Origin of the sequence: Weissella sp. LMG 11983, from assembly GCF_025908495.1 — a bacterium.
Taxonomy (GTDB): domain Bacteria; phylum Bacillota; class Bacilli; order Lactobacillales; family Lactobacillaceae; genus Weissella; species Weissella fermenti.
Genome location: NZ_JAOZFD010000001.1, coordinates 1284927 through 1304736, shown reverse-complemented (window position 1 = coordinate 1304736; position 19810 = coordinate 1284927). Strand labels below are relative to the sequence as shown.

General features: G+C 43.8%; 13 protein-coding genes, 1 tRNA gene, 1 pseudogene and 1 CRISPR repeat array (1 of these 16 running past the window's edge). Of the genes and pseudogenes, 2 read left to right on the top strand and 13 right to left on the bottom strand.

What is annotated here, in order from left to right; translation table 11 throughout:
- Nucleotides 1-127: a CRISPR direct-repeat array (repeat unit 36 nt; unit sequence GTTTGAGTAGCATTCTATTCAACACGGCACTAAAAC) (it extends 239 nt beyond the left edge of the window).
- Between the two features lie 149 nt (nt 128-276).
- The 7 genes and pseudogenes from csn2 to OIT45_RS06570 form a co-directional block, all read right to left on the bottom strand.
- Complete coding sequence (csn2, locus tag OIT45_RS06605; protein ID WP_199403881.1) at nt 277-951, bottom strand: type II-A CRISPR-associated protein Csn2; 675 nt, start codon at nt 949-951, stop codon at nt 277-279.
- On the bottom strand, nt 944-1279 hold the full coding sequence (gene cas2, locus OIT45_RS06600) for a CRISPR-associated endonuclease Cas2 (RefSeq protein WP_199403882.1): 336 nt from the start codon (nt 1277-1279) through the stop codon (nt 944-946). The genes csn2 and cas2 overlap by 8 nt, the downstream gene beginning before the upstream one ends.
- Nucleotides 1276-2148, bottom strand: coding sequence for a type II CRISPR-associated endonuclease Cas1 (cas1, locus tag OIT45_RS06595; protein WP_199403883.1), 873 nt, complete (start codon nt 2146-2148; stop codon nt 1276-1278). Before cas1 ends, cas2 begins: the two co-directional genes overlap by 4 nt.
- Before the next feature lie 249 nt (nt 2149-2397).
- A pseudogene (cas9, locus tag OIT45_RS06590) lies at nt 2398-6864 on the bottom strand (type II CRISPR RNA-guided endonuclease Cas9).
- A 174-nt stretch (nt 6865-7038) separates the two neighbouring features.
- Nucleotides 7039-8466, bottom strand: a complete 1428-nt coding sequence (gene gndA, locus OIT45_RS06580; RefSeq protein WP_264339940.1) for an NADP-dependent phosphogluconate dehydrogenase — start codon at nt 8464-8466, stop codon at nt 7039-7041.
- Nucleotides 8467-8672: 206 nt separating this feature from the next.
- On the bottom strand, nt 8673-8984 hold the full coding sequence (locus OIT45_RS06575; RefSeq protein ID WP_199403886.1) for a hypothetical protein: 312 nt from the start codon (nt 8982-8984) through the stop codon (nt 8673-8675).
- A gap of 82 nt (nt 8985-9066) precedes the next feature.
- A complete protein-coding gene (locus OIT45_RS06570; protein ID WP_264339939.1) occupies nt 9067-10146 on the bottom strand; it encodes an NADH-dependent flavin oxidoreductase in 1080 nt (359 codons plus the stop codon).
- A 159-nt stretch (nt 10147-10305) separates the two neighbouring features.
- On the opposite strand from OIT45_RS06570, the gene OIT45_RS06565 reads away from it, so the two are divergent.
- Nucleotides 10306-11445, top strand: a complete 1140-nt coding sequence (locus OIT45_RS06565) for a trans-sulfuration enzyme family protein (protein ID WP_056972334.1) — start codon at nt 10306-10308, stop codon at nt 11443-11445.
- Between the two features lie 188 nt (nt 11446-11633).
- Here OIT45_RS06565 and OIT45_RS06560 read toward each other — a convergent pair whose 3' ends face one another.
- Nucleotides 11634-12251: a DUF4352 domain-containing protein gene (locus tag OIT45_RS06560; RefSeq protein ID WP_199403888.1), complete on the bottom strand. Its 618-nt coding sequence runs from the start codon at nt 12249-12251 to the stop codon at nt 11634-11636.
- Nucleotides 12252-12454: 203 nt separating this feature from the next.
- Nucleotides 12455-12592 carry a hypothetical protein gene (locus tag OIT45_RS06555; protein ID WP_003608805.1) on the bottom strand — a complete coding sequence of 46 codons (138 nt, stop codon included), beginning with the start codon at nt 12590-12592 and terminating at the stop codon, nt 12455-12457.
- Between the two features lie 144 nt (nt 12593-12736).
- Here OIT45_RS06555 and OIT45_RS06550 point away from each other — a divergent pair, with 144 nt between their 5' ends.
- Nucleotides 12737-13660 carry a magnesium transporter CorA family protein gene (locus OIT45_RS06550; protein WP_199403889.1) on the top strand — a complete coding sequence of 308 codons (924 nt, stop codon included), beginning with the start codon at nt 12737-12739 and terminating at the stop codon, nt 13658-13660.
- Nucleotides 13661-13860: 200 nt separating this feature from the next.
- On the opposite strand, the gene OIT45_RS06545 is transcribed toward OIT45_RS06550, so the two are convergent.
- From OIT45_RS06545 to leuS, 4 genes are all read right to left on the bottom strand, one after another.
- Nucleotides 13861-15999 (bottom strand): polysaccharide biosynthesis protein, encoded by a 2139-nt coding sequence (locus OIT45_RS06545; protein ID WP_199403890.1) that lies wholly within the window; start codon nt 15997-15999, stop codon nt 13861-13863.
- 32 nt (nt 16000-16031) lie between these two features.
- Nucleotides 16032-16104, bottom strand: a tRNA-Arg gene (locus OIT45_RS06540).
- A gap of 86 nt (nt 16105-16190) precedes the next feature.
- The gene (locus tag OIT45_RS06535; protein ID WP_199403891.1) at nt 16191-17261 is read right to left on the bottom strand and encodes a glycosyltransferase; all 1071 of its coding nucleotides are present in this window, start codon (nt 17259-17261) and stop codon (nt 16191-16193) included.
- Nucleotides 17262-17383: 122 nt separating this feature from the next.
- Complete coding sequence (leuS, locus tag OIT45_RS06530; RefSeq protein WP_199403892.1) at nt 17384-19798, bottom strand: leucine--tRNA ligase; 2415 nt, start codon at nt 19796-19798, stop codon at nt 17384-17386.
- Between the last annotated feature and the right edge of the window lie 12 nt (nt 19799-19810).

The window sequence follows — 19810 nt, the reverse complement described above, 5'->3', positions numbered from 1 at the left end:
TTTGAAAACGAGAATATTACAGTGGGTTTGAGTAGCATTCTATTCAACACGGCACTAAAACATACTCTTATTAAGAGCTATGCCTTTCGTGGTTTGAGTAGCATTCTATTCAACACGGCACTAAAACCTCGGAATGTATTTTCATTCAAAGGATATTCATTTCATTTTAAGCGGTGAAAATCACTATTATCCGTTAAACTTGGCGAGTTTTCAGAACGAATGCTACGTTTTATTCAGTTGTCAAAGAACTAAACAGATTCAATATTTATACGTTAATTATACCATGTTTTCATACATCAAAACATAATCCGAGTCCAAGATCCACCTGCTATTTAGACCAACTACCCTAGTGGCATCAAGCATCAATAAATCCATCTGCTGCAAAGAAACGTACTCTTCTAATGCCGACATTTCTTCGGCCGATAAGTACACTCCCGTATTCACCAGCACCATTAATTTCTTAGATTTGAGGTATTTAAATACCTGTATAATTTCGAACAATCGTTCAAAAATCGTGTCTGCTTCAACCTCAATTTTGACGCCTAAAATCTTCAATGCTTCGGCGATTTCTATTTCATCACTCACCAAATCAATATCAAATTCCAGTAGCTCATTTTGAATAACTAACGTTGTCGCGTTCAACAAACGCTCTATCTCTGACTTCACTGCCGGATCCTGACTAATTTGATTTTCGATATCTTGATATATCAATCGAAGCGTCGCTGGCGAATTAATATCAAATCCCAAAATATCATTTACAATCATCAATTCACTGGTCTTGAGTGACTTAAAATTATGATCATAAATCTTTAAATAGTCATGCTCCTCGCCCGCATATTGATATAGCGCCTGAATTACTTTTGTAAACACATCACGATCTTCAATCGTAAAACTGACAAGACCTTCTAATTTAATTGTTTCATCCAAAAAATCAAAATTAAAACTATGCATCCCCATCCCCCAGAAATACAACTCTTGCATCCGAGTTCGCGACACTAGTTGATTTCTCACCGTGTAAATATGTCATTCGGGCAAATTGCTTCTCAGTGACTGTTAGCAACGTTACGCTACCGCAGTTTGGATTATGCTTCTCCAAACGCTTAATCAACGCCTTGTTAGCGGTATCATTCAATAGCAATTTGCTGTAGACACTGAATTGGTGCATCAAGAAACCTTCGCTCAGCAAAAACTTTCGAAACTGTCGGTATGTGCGCCGATCATCGGGCGTCAACATCGGTAAATCAAACATCAGAATCATTCTCATAAATCGATAACTCATTCCGTCACCTGAAATACAGGGACTTCTTCCCTTTCCTCATGCAAACAATCAATAACTTTCTTCACGTAGTCTGCAATGATATTCGTTAGGTACATGTCACTGCCGTTATACCTGTACGTTTCACTAAATAAACCAAACAGCTGTCGTTTAACGAACGGAAAGGCTTCCGACTTATTCTCAAAAACAATTTCATCAACTAATGACCTAAAGGGTTCCATTAAATCACTCGCCAGGTTGAACTGATTAAATTGATTCGTATGTTTAATACCAAGTTGCGTTATGCAGCCACATTTCACAATTTCTCGTGCAAACATACTGAGGATCAACGTATAGCCATAATCCAATCCTTTGTTAATTTCATTTGGTGAATCCCGCACAAAATCATTACCAAACAACGTATTAAAACAAGTACGCGCTGCATGCCCCTCAATATTGGCAGGATCATTTTCTACTAGCTGATTAACCGTTGTCAGCATGTCATTCGCTTTGTCTTCGAAGCCAAACTTTTTAAGCACCGCCGCTTGATTAGTTATCTTTTGAGAAATAACATCTACCCAGATCCGCTCTTTAACGTCTTGCTTCCATTCAATCTGCTTTTGAATTTGCAAACTCGTATCATGACGGCCATAGTATGGTGTTACAACTGAATTCGGCAATCGCTTCGCATCACAGAAAATGACCAATACACCCGCTTCAACAAGCTGATTAATTAGCATTGTTGTAATAACGATATCCGTCGTTTCACAAATCAGCACGTCGATTTCCGATATGTGAATCATCTCTGTCTGATCAACCGACTTGTACACCAGATGATTATTTTTATAACTCAATTTACTGTGCGAATTAATCGCAATGGTCCTAAAACCCATCAATACCACCTCCATAATCAGAATGATACAGAGAGAATATGTTCAAGCTTTATTTGAATAATTATCATTTAGCGCATGCTATAATAATTGTGTTGAGAAGCATTCTATTCAACACGGCGAGTTAAAATAAGCTATATGCGTATTCAAACTTCGGTTAAGGCGACATCGCCTTTTTATTTTGCCTAAATCAATAGGGCGTGCGAACTTTAAAATTCGCACGCCCTATTTCATTTATCTGTAACAATTTAATCACTCAATATTTCGCCGAGTCTGAGAAAGACCAGTTACCGATTCGTAAATCACAGTCGTACCGTTAACGATGGTGTTTCGAGACTGCAAACGTTGATCAAGTGCTCCCAGTCCAATTTGGTTTAGCATTTTCAAGTTTCGGTTTGATCCCCTCGTAACTCTACCCAACTCATCAATCACTTTCATCCAATCATCAGCATTGTGTAACTCAGCAAACGCGTCCCGCATTTTCCCTTTTAGCAAAGGGATTCTTTTATCAGCAACGAGTTTATTGTTAATTATAAACTCACTCAATTGATCATATATAACTAATCTATTTTCGATATCACTAGTTTTCTCTAGGTCTATCATCGGCATTTCTAACCCACTTTGTGCCTCCTGATAGCTAGCTAACAATCTAACGCCACCACCTGGAAGCACATATTTAGCGTACTTAGGTAAGCTCTCAATCAAAACCGACTCAATTGAAGGATTCTTACTCTTTAACCACGCCAACTTATCATCCGCAGAAATATATGAATCGTATTCCATAACAGTCACGCTGATTGGCAAAACTTTTCCTTTGTTATCTTTCACAACAACAGTGGCAGCAGAATTCGGTGACTTTCTGCCACCATACTTCTCAGCAGGATAATCTTCCTTCATATTTCTGTATTTTTGCGCGGATTCTGTAGCTTTATAAACAGTTTCATCCCCAAACTCACCCGTCAGAAGCTCTGTCTTCTTCACGATATTAATATTCCGATACGTCAAAGTCTTAGCCATCAAATCAAACGTCTCATCACGCTTCAATACCGTAAATTCGCCCGTCTCTTTATCCTCTAGTTGCCATTCATCATTCACCATGTCTGAAAGTAACTGCAAAGACTTTTCCCTTCGTTGAGTTGCCCACTTCGCAACACCCTCCTCTTTTTTGCTTGTGTACTGTCCGTATACCAGCGATTTTTTCAAATCAGAATACATCATATATAGATACTGTCCAACAAACGCATTCAAGTACGCATCGTGTGCGTGATGATAGTCATTTAACTCACGGTTCTTTACAAACGGCGCATGGATTTGCTTCTCGATAAACTTCTGAACCTTGTAATCACGTCCGAGCTCCTCGGCAATCGCAAAATCATACTCCGGATTAATCAAGTAAACCTTTCCGCTCCGAAGTTGCGTTGTTAGCCCTGCCTTTGGTGTGAGAATCAGTGTATCCGTCCCTTCGAAATAGTTCGTCAGCAAATTGGCCACATTCTTTGTGATTTGACGATTTTCAACCAGCTGGCGATTAACAAATCCAACGCGTTGCTTATCCCCAATTTCGCCTTTTCGCAGATTAGCCATCTTGCGCATTGAAACCTGACCATTTTTGGCAAGCTGCTCCCAGTACCCAATCATATGATTGATGACACGCTGACTCGGCGTATCGCCACCCTTATTTTGATTATCACGCACCGTAACAAGTACCTTGTTATCAATCGAATCGTCCTTAACATACGTTTGCGGCACAATGTGGTCAACCTGATACTCCGACAATCGTGACAAATCCAACGATTTATCACTGTACATCGACTTACCGTTCTGCAAGAAGTACAAGAACACCTTCTCATCATCCAATGATTTTTCGGACGCATTTTCTAATGCCATATGCAACTCATGTTCGATTTCATCGCCTGTTGTTTCGCGGAACTTGGCATAAAACTCTTCTATTTGTCGTTTGCGCGTCTTGGTACGACGACTTGTCTGGTCATCACGACTCATTTCAATCACGATTTTGCCAATTGCATCGCGTCCCAAGAAATGTTCAAGTTCCTTGATAACTCGCAAACTTTGCCAGATACCCTTTTTGATAGCTGGTGATCCACCCAATTGTTCGACCATTTCGTATGACAACGTATCTGGCTTCAAATTACCCGTCTGTGCCTCAGCAATTTGCTGGGCAACAGCAGAATCTTCCAACAAGCGCATGAAGTTTTTGTATTCGCCATCTTTCAAACTATCAATAACAGTCATACCTTCAGATGTTTTAATACCCTCCAACATCTTGCGTGATAGACGACCCCAACCCGTGTAATGCTTCTTAGACAACGCTGTGATTTGATCCTTGGTTAACCAATTTTCCCAACGTGTCTCATTTGCCGCCCGAATTGTCTTCTTAAGAATCTTCTTGTCTTCGAAAATCGTCTGCCACTTAACAATGGCACCGATACGGTCAGGATGTAGTTTAATCTCTTTATCAGCCAACCCAGCCTTTATCAAATCCAAATATGTTCCATATGACGCATTATAACTAGGCGCAGACACGTAAGTATCAATACCAAACAGCTGCTTAACACTCACATCGATTAGTTGTTTGTTTCGTAGATACTCCACCATCTTCTTGGCGGTCACTTTGCGATTTGTCTTAAATAGGTCTTCAACAATATCCTTACGCTCAGTTGCTGAAAAATAGTGGCGCTTGCCATTCTCATAGTAACCACTTGAAATCAACTCATTGTAAATTGCAAACTCTTGGTACAACAATGAATTCTTTGGCAACACCTTCTCATTTGGCAAGTAGGTATCGTAATTCGTCATACGCTCAATGAAATTAACGGCTGATTGTTCCTTATCAACAACCTTACTGAAATTCCAAGGGGTTATCTTCTCATCAGATGTTCGTGCTACCCAAGCATTTTTCGCAAAGCTGTCCTTTTTAACCAGCGTGCCATCTTGAACTTGCCACCCTGGTTGCATTGCCAGCGTCCCAACATAATATGGAATCCTAAACTTGAATAACGCCTGGATTTTATACTCCGTTTGCGTCTTGAAATCACCGGCTTCGTTTTCATATTCGACTTGTGTTTGCTCGCCCAAAAACGGATAGTATGTCTTTTGATTTTCGATTACTTTAAGCAATTCATATTCATGAACTTGATATGGAATAGCACCATTATCAGATTGTCGTTGCTTTGGCAGATAGTTTTCAAGCTTAATTTCATGATACATATCCGCGATAAACGCAGCTTGCTTATCAGAAATTACCGTCTGACTAAAATCAATTTCCTTATCGCCAGTCGGAAACTTCAAACCGACAAATTGTTTTTCAAATGCTTTACGCAACTCGTCATAGAAAGCATCACGAGATGTTGTCTTAACGGGATTCTTTTCAATATCGCCTTCAATGTACTTCGTGTAGACACCGGCTTTCTCCGTGCCTTTTTCGTCGTTATAGGTTCTGAACAATTCATTATAAAAATCATCAGAGACTGACCTTGCAAAGCGCTTTAAGTTGCGTAGTTGCTTCTGATGCTTGTCGTATTTCTCAACCATCGATGCAGCCAATGTCGGCTTCGTCAAAATCCCTGACAAAACCAATGCTTCATAAACACGCTTACCCGCCTAAATCACCGCAATTTCCGCATCCGTCAGATAAACTTCCAACTCAGCTAACTGATCTTCAAAGTTTTCATTACCGTACTTAATCTTTTCCGGAAAATCTTCCTGCACCTTCTTGTCATACTCAGGATTTGCAAAGATATCCTTCATCGACATCGTATTCCCCACGATACCCGTGAAAAAACTCTTAATTTGCTTCTGCTTTTCTGCCAACCATTGTTGCTTTTGCTTCTCCGTATTTAGCGAGTCGTATTGGCCCGCAAAACCAGTATCAACATTCTCTTCTTGGTGGACAATCGCCTCATTAACAACATAGAGCTGGTTCAACTCGTATGCTTTCTTTGACGCAGACCAATCCTTATTCTTTAAAATCGCATTTGCCGCTTGTTGATCAGTGCCCGAAAGATAAAATGTGAACGCGGTACTTTCGTCAAACAGATCCAAGGCATCCGCCAAATTTTGTGCCACATTAATATTTTCAAGATCAAAATGCTGGCCTTGATTAACAAAATGCCCACGATACTTAAGCATATGATGCATTGCCAAATAAACTAGACGCAAATCCGCCTGTGCAGGATTCTCAATCAAGCGCTTCCGCAAGTGATAAATTGTTGGATACTCGTCATAGTAGGCAGCATCATCTGCATACGTTTCACCCTCACCTAACTTGCCGTTAAACAATGGATATTTCACTTCCGCCAGATTTTGAACAGTTCGCGTTTGCAACTTACCATCCCCATCTCGGTAGTTAAACGAATCCGCCCCCTTGTCAGATTGCTTCAAGAAGCTCTCATCCATGCGAATAAAGAAACTGTCATCAAACTTCAGAATTTCCGACTCAAATAAGCCACGGAGATAATTCAAGCGTTCCTTACGTCGCGCAATTCGGCGACGCATACCACGTTTCATGCGTCGTTCTGCCGCCGTATTTGCCTCTGAAAACAGCCGAACACCCCAAAGGTTCGTTCGTGAACGCTTACTAACGCCATTATCATTAATACGCTTCTTGCCAGATGCCAGCTTAAACTGCTCATCAATCACAGCCCACCCAACGGAGCTCGTTCCAATATCTAATCCAATCGTATAGCGTTTCTTTGCCATAGTTATTACCCCAAAAATTAATCAGACACTTGTTCTTGCCAAGATTATAGCGCTGATATTTACCGTCTTTCGGGCTTATTCTGTTACCTAGAAACAACCATACTTTTATTTAAATGTGAATGGCACAAAAAAATGGTGAACCCAATCGGATTCACCATTTCTATTAGTTACTTATTAAGCTTCTTCGTACCATGAGTAGTGGTACATTTCACCAGCTGGCTTGTCCGTACGCTCGTAAGTGTGAGCACCGAAGTAGTCACGTTGTGCTTGGATCAAGTTTGCAGGCAAAACTTCTGAACGGTATAAATCGAAGTATGCAACCGCAGCTGACAATGATGGCACTGGTACACCAGCAGCCGTTGCCAAAGCGATTACGCGACGAGCAGCTGCTTGGTACTTCTCAGCGATATCCTTGAAGTATGGATCCAACAACAAGTTGTGCAAACCTGCTTCGTTGTTGTAAGCATCCGTAATACGTTGCAAGAAGCGGGCACGAATAATCGCACCAGCACGCCACAATTGTGCCAACTCACCGTATTGCAAGTCCCAATCGTAGTGATCTGAAGCCATGCGCAATTGGTCGAAACCTTGTGCGTATGACATGATCTTACCAAAGTACAAAGCCTCACGGATGTCTTCAACAGTTGCGTCGACATCACCTTCGAAGCTGAATTCTGGACCAGCCAAAACCTTAGAAGCAGCCACACGGTCTTCCTTCATTGCTGAAATGTAACGTGCGTAAACTGATTCCGTAATCAATGATTGTGGGGCACCAACTTCAAGAGCTGATTGTGATGACCACTTTCCAGTTCCCTTGTTTCCGGCACGATCCAAAATCATATCTACCATTGGCTTACCTGAACCCAAATCGTCATCACGCGTCAAAATATCAGCCGTGATTTCGATCAAGTATGAGTCCAACTCACCCTTGTTCCACTCAGCAAACGTTCCTGCCAAAGCGTCCTTGTCCAACTTCAACAAGCGCTTCAACAAGTCGTATGACTCAGCGATCAATTGCATATCACCGTACTCGATACCGTTGTGCACCATCTTAACGTAGTGACCAGCACCATTAGGTCCGATGTAGGCAACCGTTGGCTTACCATCTTCAGGTGCCTTAGCAGCAATTTCCTTCAAGATTGGCTCAACCAAATCATAAGCTTCGCGTTGTCCACCAGGCATCATTGAAGGGCCTTGCAAGGCTCCCAACTCACCACCTGATACACCCATTCCGATGAAGTTGATGCCTGATTCAGCAAGCTTCTCTGAACGGCGCATTGTGTCCTCAAAGAACGTGTTTCCACCGTCAATCAAAATGTCACCCTTCTCCAAGAATGGTAGCAATTCTTCAATAACAGCGTCAGTTCCTGCACCGGCCTTGACCATCAACAAAATACGACGTGGGGCCTTAATTGACTTCACGAATTCCTCGACAGTGTAACCAGGTACAAACTTCTTATCTGAGTGCGTTTGTACCAAATCTTCAGTACGAGCGCTTGAACGGTTGTATACCGCAACCGTGTAGCCACGTGATTCCACGTTCAAGGCCAAGTTACGACCCATTACGGCCAAACCAACAACACCAAAATCTGCAGTTGCCATGTTTTATTATCCTCCAAAGTGTGTCCTTAATCCCTCGATTGACTATAAGTCTAGTCTTCTTTATTTTAATGTCAAAACAAAAAGTGTCTGTGAATTAAATGTGAATTTGTTTACGACATATACAAATGTCAGATAATCCTATGACAAAAGGCTGTATCACTAATTTTTGCAAAGAAAAACCCACGCAGATGCATGGGTTAATTTTCTTATTTATATTGTGCCAAAACGGCAGCGACCACGTCATCGCTCGCCGAAGTCGTCATAAAGCGCCCCATCGGCGTAATGTCGTGACGATCTTTAAAGGCCAGCTTCTTCGTTTCAACTAGCATGACCGTCAAATTATTTTCCGTCAAAAAGAGTTGGCCAGGCTTACCTAGCTTCCCCTTCGTGTGCTTACCAATACGCCAGCTGTGAAAATCGGCTGCTGTTAGCGGATTTTCCTTTGGCTCGTAAGCACCACTATTACTTTGCGTCATCACAACGCCAATCAATTCTGCTGTTGGATATTTATCTGCCATGATTAACCTCGGTAGTATGCCCACGGTACTTCTGGATCAAATTGCTCATCAGTTGAGACAACGAGCCCCTTCTTAAAGCGCGTCAACAACCAGAAACGGAGCGGCTCAGGGATACCAAGCATCTCAAAATCACTCGTTGAGATAGCATAGCGAATCCCTTTTCATCATTATTCATGACTTTTTGCACCCAGTTTGGGTCAACAATCAGTTCACGCGCAATCGCAGCGCCATCAACGCCTGCTTGCACAAGCGCTTCAACTTGTTCCGGTGTACGCAACAAACCGGCGACAATCAACGGAATGTCACCCAAAATCGCCTTGTACTTGGCATAAAGTGGTTCCTTATCTTCCTTGTTCATAAATGGCGTTTGGAATGCATCCTTTAATGAGATGTGGAAGTATGAAATTGGACGCTTGATAATTTCTTGGGCCATTGCCAATGAATCCGTGAAGCGAATCCCAGGCGTCGTTGGCTCTTCAGGTGATTGACGGTAACCAATAATGAATCGGTCATCCGCATACTCATCACGCGCTGCGACGACGGCATCCAAAACCGCCAATCCATAACGCATGCGGTCGTTCAAATCACCACCCCATTCATCAGTTCGTTGGTTGGCGTGCTCTGAGAAGAATTGTTGCATCGCATACATGTTGGCACCGTGTAGTTCAACACCAGCAAAACCAGCTGCAATTGCACGACGGGTTGCTTCACCGAAGTCGGTAATACTTTGACGGATTTCCTCATCGGTCATCGGACGTGGTGTCGCCATACCTGGTTGGTGACCCGGTACATCAGAAGGGCCGACGACATCATCGTGCAATACTGCTGCCGTTTGTGCGATACGACCACCAAATGACAATTGTAGAACCGGCACTGAGCCACGATTCTTAATCACGTCTGCAATCTTCTTCAACCCTGAAATCTTTTCATCGGAATCAATACCGATTTGACCAACGTATGTCTTACCGGCCATTGAAACATATGCCATTTCAACGATGACCAAACCAGGACCACCAGCCCGCATTTTGTAGTAGTTCACCTCATCATCAGTCACAACACCCGTTGCAAAAGATGAACGCAAAGTCGTTGGTGGGAATACAACGCGATTCTTTATTTCAACACCATTCGCCAACTTGAATGGCTCGAGGAATTTATAACTCATTGTCATTAACTCTTTCTTATTATTAGTGACACCATTATAGCATTATGTACAACTATTAAATTTTTACACCTCTTTTTCTTGCGGAAATATCACCATGTACTTACAATAAGTCTATTCATTTCATTGTTAACATTTTCAAGCAAAGAAGGGGACACAAACATGAAGTTTGAAACGAAGGTTATTCACGGTGGTACACAAGGGGATCCAGTTACTGGTGCTGTTACCACGCCCATTTACCAAACATCAACCTATCACCAAAAGGAGCTAGGTGGTGGCGCTAAGTACGAGTACACGCGTGGTGAGAACCCTACCCGCTTCGCTTTGGAGTCAGTTATGGCTGACATTGAAAACGGAACGGATGGATTTGCCTTTTCATCAGGAATGGCTGCTATCCACGCAACAATGAGCTTGTTGAAGGCCGGCGACCACATCGTGATGGCCAACGACGTTTACGGTGGAACTTTCCGCTTGGTTAACCGCATCATGGCTGAACTGGGCATTAAGTTTACGGCGGTCGATACGGCTGATAGCGATGCTTTGAAGGCCGCAATGACGCCAGAAACAAAGATGGTTTACTTGGAATCACCTTCTAACCCATTGATGCACGTAACGGATATTGCTGAAGCATCAAAGATTGCCCACGAAGGTGGCGCAATCGCCGTTGTTGATAACACGTTTGCTTCACCATACAACCAAAACCCATTGGACTTGGGCGCTGACGTGGTTGTTCACTCAGGAACGAAGTACTTGGGCGGTCACGCTGACCTATTGTCAGGGTTCGTCGTTGTGAAGGACGCTAAGTTGGCTGAGCGTATTAAGTTCATCCAAATGTCTATTGGTGCTGTTTTGTCACCACAAGATTCATACATGGTCCAACGTTCAATTAAGACATTGGCTTTGCGTGTGCAACGCCACAACGAAAACGCGATGGCATTGGCTGAGTTCTTGAACAACCACCCAAAGGTTGCTAAGGTTTACTTCCCTGGTTTGCCAGGTACGCCTGATCACGAGATTGCTAAGAAGCAAATGCGTGGTTTCGGAGGCATGATGTCAATCGAGCTACAACCTGGTTTGGACGTTAAGAAGTTTGTTGAGAACTTGGATGTCTTCTTGTTGGCTGAGTCACTTGGTGGTGTTGAATCATTGATTGAAGTGCCAGCAGTGATGACCCACGCTTCTATCCCACGCGAGATTCGTATTGCTAACGGCATCAAGGATGAGTTGGTTCGTATCTCAGTAGGTATTGAAGATATCGACGATTTGATTGCCGACATGTCAAAGGGCTTGGATGCCTTGTAATATTAAAAAAGGAACTCCCCAAACAATTTTGTTTGGGGAGCTTTTGTTTTGTGTATGTTAGTTTGTGGTGTGTATCCGTCCTTACGGCCGGAGTGGCCGAGATATTCTAATTTGTTTGAGATAATCATCCGCCACAATAAAAAGGATTAGTTTTCCCCTTCAACGTTGAAAAACTAATCCTTTTTAGATTACTTCAAATTAATCAATTCTGACTTCAAACCAAACAATGACGCAGCTTCAAACTTTGCATTTGGATCGTCCACAACAGTTTGTGGTACGTCAAATACAATGTTTGTCGTTTGCGTTGTTCCAGGGTTCAAATCGCTAAATGAAGCTGAATTTCCAGCATCATTAGCGTAAATACCAGCTGAACTATCCGCTTTATACTCGGCACCATTTGACTTAATCTTCAATGAACTATCAGAAATGCTTGCGGCCTTATTGTCGTTGTTTATGATTGAAATATTAACAATCATGAACACACCCTTAGCATTAATTCCGTATTCGCCACCAACATTTGTGTTAGTCGTTACTGAGTTGACCTTGTAAGTCAACTTACCCACAGCAACATCTTGTCCAATTCCGTATGATTGCTTCTCTGATGAAGCCTTTGAGGATGACTTAGCTTCAGATGAAGATGACTTAGTCGACTCTACCTTACTAACTTCACTTGAAGACGACTTTGAGTCCTTTGAGGAATCATCACTACCTGATCCCCCAATAGCACCAACTAAAATAACTACTACTACTACTGCCCAGAACCAAACCTTCTTATAAAAAGGCTTCTTAACTTTTTCCTTGCCCATTAATCTAGGTCTCCTTTCATTTTATAGGACAACCATAACAAACAAAAAATGACTATCAATGAAATTTTTAAAAAGGAATTACACCTTTATCGTGTCAAAGTTATCTTGACATCAAGATACACACGGAAAATGCAAAATAAAAACCGCGTGAACGTATATCTACGTTTCACGCGGTTTTTCAGTAAGCTACTGATAAAGTCAAATTACTTTGACTCCAATTCAGCCTTACCCTTGGCCCATTGTTGGATGTTAACAACTTCAGCCACACGAGCCTTCTTTGCAGAATCGTGTGATGTTGGTCGCTTACGAGCCCATGAGTTGTATGGTGATTGAACAGCCATGATCATTTCCTCCATTTATGTTATCGATAACTTTACTAGTATACCGATAAAAACAAAGTGCGTCAAACTTTTATCCCAAATCCGTCAATTTTTCATCGCGTATAAGTTGTGAACACCAAGTCTGCGCCGTATACTAAGGTTACTATGATTACACAAAAAACAACTTTCCCAGATTTCGTCTGGTTCCAAGTACATGATATGACTCCTGAGGAACGAGAATGGTTGACCAAAGACCAGCTCATCCCCAACGAACTCCTAAGTTATGCCGTCGACCCATACGAAAGTGCCCGTATGGAGTATGACGAAGAAGCTGATTTGACGTTGATGATTTTTGACGTCGTCACACCAACATCACCTCGTGCCACAACTGAACCTGTTGGCATGCTCTTTAGTAATGACCAACAACGTCTCTACACCTTCACTCGCGAGGAAACGGATTACGTGGACAGCTACTTGAGCGGCACTGAAGTTAGTCGTCGCCCCTTGCCTGACCATGCCACGCCGCTGGATGTCATTTTGAATGGTACGGAGCTACTTTCTTCAAAGTTTATGTCGGCAATTCTTGAAATCAATCGCCGTCGCACACCAATTCAAAGTGAAATTCGCAAGACGAAGCAAACGCAAAAGACGATTGATCAATTGATGGATTTACAGACGGATTTGATCTACCTATTGAATTCTTTGCACACTGACCGCGACTTGCTACGCAGCTACAAGGCGCGCCACAACATCCAACTAACTGATCACCAATCAGAACGTATTGATGACGTCACGGTCGAGTTGCAACAAGCCATCGACACCGGTGAGTTGTCACAACTGGTTACCAACCGTGTTTCAGATGCCTTTGTTAACCTAGCCAATTCAAACCTAAACTGGACGATGAAACTTTTGACGGTGTCATCAATCGTCCTAACGGTGCCTAACATCGTGTCGGGGTTCTTCGGTCAAAACGTCGACCTCCCCTTTATGCACACCCACATGGGCTGGATTGTGACCCTTATCATCACTTTCATTCTGATGATTATCACGACGATTGTCCTTTGGCGTTCGGGATTTTTCCGCAAATAGTCATCCACAGCAGAACCTTTTCAGGTTCTGCTTTTTTGTTTTTTCCTGTGTATAACCTGTTGAAAACCAGACAACCTTCCCACAAGAAATCGATACTTATCCACAAACATACAGACTTTTACACACCCAACTGTGGATAAACCAGGTAAAAACCGGTGCAAAAAAGCCGATTGCAACTGAATGCAATCGGCTAATTTCGTTTACTTCAAATGTAATTTGTGTGCGATAGTTGCTGCGCGTTGACCAAGAACACTTTCACCAACGTGTGTCTTAAGCATTGCGACACCGTAGATACCAGCACCAACTAGACCAACGACAATCGTAACAACCAATTGTGCCATCTTTGTATCAGGCACGAATAGCGTCAACGTGTTCGTCAAGATCGCTACCACAGCGTACATGACCAAGCCCCAGAACAAGATAACCATCAATGAGAAATTGAATGGCGCCCAATCAATAGCGTATAGCACGCTGAGGCGTCGAATTGAAATAATCAATCCAACCGCAAAGGCTAGTACCGTCGCCATCAAAGGTCCAGCACCTTGCAACCAAATCGTCAAAGGCACCTGCAAGACCAACTTCAAAATCAAAATCAAGCCTAGCACCTTCACCGTGAATGACAACTCATTCAAACCTTGGTAAATGGCCAAGACAACCATGTACAAGCCCAAGGCGATAGCTGTGAAGCTGGCAAATTGCAAAATCAACGTTCCGTTTGTTGCATCATTCGTGTTGTAGAACAGAATGTATAGCGGATGTGCCACAGCGGCCATCCCCAATGAGGCTGGTACCATCACAAATGCTAGCAACTTAAAGGCGAATTGAATTTGATCACCAATGTTCTCGCGGTCCCCAATCTCTTTAGCGCGTGCCAACATTGGCAAGGCCGTTTCCGCCATACCAACGGCAAGTGACACAACCAACATGACCAACTTGTTTGAGTTAAAGGCAAATTGGGCAAACATCGCTTGCATCGCATCGTGCGTAGCTGACGTGAACGCCTTCATGATGTGGAAGAACGTATATTGGTCAATCACTTGCACAATCGCAATTGCAGAACCAGCAAAGATAACTGGCAATGACTGGCGTGCCATACGAATCATGATTTCGCGTGGGTTGAAATCTGGCGCCGGAATATTCATCGCCATCTTTTCAGCAAAGAACTTTCGACGCTTCCAGATACCAAATACCAAGACGATGATTCCAGCTAGCGCACCCCAGAAGGCAGCCAACGTTGATTCAACCGTGGCATCGACCCATGTCCCGTGATGACCAACCATAATCCAGTACGTCATACCCAACATGTAGGCCACACGAATCAATTGTTCAACGAACTGAGACAAAGCTGACAGTCCCATGAACTCGAATCCTTGCACGTATCCACGCAACATTGATAGCGTTGGAATCAAAACTAATGCAGCTGATAGCGAACGGATAACTGGCACCACGTTCGGATCTCCTTGCGAGAGGACCCCGGCTAGCAAGTACAAGATCGCACCAGCCGCGATTCCTAGCACACCACCAAATTGTAAGGCTTGGCGGAAGATGCGACGAACGGCATCATAGTGACGTGAAACGCCATACTCCGCAACCAAACGTGCCAAGACGTTTGGCAACCCAGCCGTCGCAATCAACAAGGCCACACTATAAATTTGGTAACCTTGTGCATACAATGAGTTGGCAGAATTGAAATATACATTTCCAATCATGGCCACCCATGGAATAACATATAAGGCCCCTAGCACACGTGATGCCAAACTACCGATTGTCATCCAGGCTGATCCACGCAACATACGTGATTCAGCGTTACTATCATCAACTAAATCAGTTTCAATTTCTGGAACGGTCGTTAGTTCATCGGCCACCATAATCGGCGTCTCGGCCAATGTATCGTCTTCTTCTGCGAAAGCTTCTGGCAGAACACTTGGCTCAGATACCGTCGCCGTCTCGCTAGTTTGGCTAGCAACTGGCGCAACGTCAATTTCACTAGCTGGTTCATCGAATTGACTTGGCAATTCAGAACTTGCTGGCAATTGCACGTCAGCTGCCGCCTCATCAATCGCTTCACTTGCGACCGACTTAGGCGTATCCTCACGAACAAATGTATCTGCAACTTGGTGTACCTTAATCGTTGATACGCCTTCAGGTCGCGTTACCACTTCTGCCACTGAGTGCGACTGCGTAGGTGTCGTTGTCGCTTCTGATGTTACCTTTTCTTCATCACGTGCTTCAAAGATGTCATCAATCGTGGCCCCATTAAGGAGAGCAGCCAATTCTTCAAACGTTATATCACGTCGGAATGGCGACTCTTCATACTGGGGTGATTTTTCATCAGCCATGTTGACCGTTCCCCTTTCTTTCATAAAAAAAATGACGCTACACAGACTCGAACTGTGATCTAAGACTTAGGAGGTCCTTGTTCTATCCTGTTGAACTATAGCGCCAAAGTATTCCAAGTAACTATTATACACAAGAAAACCCGTTGTTTGTAGTTGATATGTAATATCAACCCATCCAACGGGTATTTCATTTAGGCGACAATGTCTCGCCACTTTGCCAGAATAGCTGACAATTCAAAATCTTTGGCGCGTTCTAATGACTTCGTGGCCAATAAGCAACGCATTTCATAGCTTTGCAACATCGGTTCAAGACGGTACCACAGGGCATCAGCGTTTTTAGCAGCCAACTCTCCGTAGATACCACCCTCCAAAATTTCAACCGCGCCGGTATTGTCCGTCGACAGAATCGGCAAGCCAAAACTCATCGCCTCAACTAATACCAAGGGCAAGCCTTCCCAACGTGATGTGGCAAGGAAAATAGATGCCTGGCGATAATGCTCCGCCAACGCTTCATCATGCAAGCCACCGCGATAAATAATTTTATCCGCGACTTCATTGGCTTTAATTAAGCGTTCAAACGACGCCATGTCTTCCGGCAAACCTTCACCCGCAATCGCAATCTGCCAGTCATCCGGTAGTTTCTTGGCCAAGTTCAGCATAATATCAATTCCTTTATGCTGAATGGCAATGCGACCCGTGAACGCAATCGTATGCTTAGTTAGGTCAGCTCGTCCGCTCACCGGCATCGTCAGTGGATTCCAAATTTTAATCGCGCGGTTAGTCACGGTTTGGAACCCTTCTAAATCCGTTTCAGTTAACGCAACCACCACATCGGCCGCTTTGACGCCCGCTACAAATTCAGCCCGCATGTCACGGTAATACTGATTAAAGTAGGTATCGATATTATTATGCATCCAAGCAATCGTTTTTAATTCAGGGAGTCGTGACTTCAGGTATGGAATAAAACTCGTTAAGATACCTGCATTTAAGATCACGACATCAATTTTCTCTTCTATCAAAATATCAGCCAAATCTGTCATTTGTTGCTGATACGTCTGCAATGGGTCAGGGCCATTCGCTGGCATGACCGGATGAGGCGCTGGAATTAAGCGCCCTTTCAACTCGTAGTATGACGGCACATCAGCCATCTGGTAAAAAGCAACCGTGGCGAATTCAGTCATGGCGTTACCAACAACAGTTGCAGCTCGCTTCATGCCACCCATTCCCAGGTTCTCAACAGCCATCAAAATTCTCTTTGCCATGCCCTGCACCCCCTTGCTTTGCATACTAAAAGAGGAACCCCCACAAACGCGAGAGTTCCTCTTCAGTATAGTCACTATTGTTTAAAAAGTGGGTCTAGATGTCTTAAAACCTGACATGCAGATTACAAAACAACGTTCACCAACTTACCTGGCACAGCGATAACCCTCTTTGGTTGTCCACCATCCAGTTGCTTTTGAACGGCCTCGTCAGCGATTGCCAACTCAGTCATCTTCTCACGGTCAGCATCCGCAGGAATCGTCAAACGACCGCGAACCTTACCATTAACTTGCAAAACGATTTCAATTTCGTCTTCAACCAAAGCAGCCTCGTCAAACGTTGGCCATGGTTGGTACGTCACTGATTCGTCCTTGTGCAAGAAGCTCCACAATTCTTCCGTCATGTGAGGCGCAATTGGGTTCAACAACTTGATGAATCCTTCAACGTATTCAACAGGCAAGTTTTCTGCCTTGTAAGCTTCGTTGATGAAAATCATCATTTGTGAGATGGCCGTGTTGAAACGTAGACCTTCGTAGTCTTCCGTAACCTTCTTAACCGTCTCGTTGTAGATCTTGTCCAACTTGTGGTCGTTAACCGTCGTGATGTGGTCGCGTAGCTTGTCTTCATCATCGATGAACAAACGCCATACACGATCCAACCAACGACGTGAACCAGCCAAACCGTCTTCTGACCAAGCGATTGATTGCTCCAAAGGTCCCATGAACATTTCGTACAAACGCAATGTGTCGGCACCGTATTCTTCAACCACGTCATCAGGGTTAACAACGTTACCCTTAGACTTAGACATCTTCTCGTGGTTTTCACCCAAGATCATCCCTTGGTTAGCCAACTTTTGGAATGGCTCCTTGGTGTGGACAACACCCAAGTCGTACAAAACCTTGTGCCAGAAACGTGCGTACAACAAGTGCAACACAGCGTGCTCGGCACCACCAATGTACAAGTCAACGTTCTTCCAGTATGCCTCAGCCTCTGGTGAAACAATTTCCTTATCGTTGTGTGGATCCATGTAGCGCAAGTAGTACCATGATGAACCAGCCCATTGTGGCATCGTGTTCGTCTCGCGCTTACCCTTGCGACCGTTTTCGTCAACAACGTTTACCCAGTCGTCAACGTTAACCAATGGTGACTCACCAGTACCTGAAGGCATGATGTTATCAACTTCTGGCAAACGCAATGGCAATTGGTCTTCTGGTACAAGCGTCTTTTCACCGTCTTCCCAGTGGATGACAGGAATTGGCTCACCCCAGTAACGTTGACGTGAGAAAATCCAGTCACGCAAGCGGTAATTAACTTGCTTGTGACCAACACCTTGCTCTTCCAACCAAGCGATTGCCTTTTCGATAGCTTCTTGCTTACCCATGCCATCCAAGAAGCCTGAGTTGATGTGCTCACCGTCGCCAGTGTAAGCTTCTTCAGCGATATCACCACCGGCCAAAACTTGGCGCATTGGCAAATCGTACTTCTTAGCAAATTCGTAGTCACGCGTATCGTGAGCAGGAACGGCCATGATGGCACCCGTTCCGTATGAAGCCAAAACATAGTCACCAATCCAGATTGGCAATTCTTCGCCGTTCATTGGGTTGATAGCATATGCACCAGTGAAGACACCGGCCTTGTCCTTGTTCAAGTCCGTACGCTCCAAATCTGACTTTGAAGCAATTGACTTCTTGAAGGCTTCGATAGCTTCCTTTTGGTCGTCAGAAACAATTTCTGATACCAAAGCGTGTTCTGGTGACAAAACAAGGTAAGTGGCACCGAACAACGTATCAGCACGCGTCGTGAAGACTTCAACTTCAGCATCTGAATCCTTCACCTTGAAGTTTACAGAAGCACCGATTGAGCGACCAATCCAGTTACGTTGTTGTTCCTTGATAGCATCTGGCCAATCAACATCGTCCAAATCTTCCAACAAACGGTCAGCGTAAGCCGTAATCTTCAATGCCCATTGACGCATTGGGACACGGTAAACTGGGAAGCCACCACGCTCCGTCTTACCGTCGATGATTTCTTCGTTGGCAACAACCGTTCCACCATTGTAATCAGGGGCCCAGTTAACCATGATTTCATCTTCGTATGCCAAGCCCTTCTTGTACAATTGCTCGAAGATCCATTGGGTCCACTTGTAGTACTTAGGGTCAGTCGTGTTAACCTCACGTGACCAGTCATATGACAAACCAAGTGTCTTCATTTGGCGGCGGAAGTTCTTAACGTTCTTTGCCGTCACGACACGTGGATCCTCACCCGTCTTGATTGCGTACTCTTCAGTAGGCAAACCGAACGCGTCGAATCCCATTGGGTGCAAAACATTGAACCCTTGCATACGCTTCATACGTGAAACGATATCAGTTGCCGTGTACCCTTCTGGGTGCCCAACGTGTAGCCCTTGCCCTGATGGGAATGGGAACATGTCCATTGCAAAGAACTTTTCCTTTGAGTGGTCTGATGACGTCTTAAAGGTTTGATTCTCTTCCCAGAAGCGTTGCCACTTCTTTTCTACTTCTTTGTGTTGATATGCCATGATTGATAACCT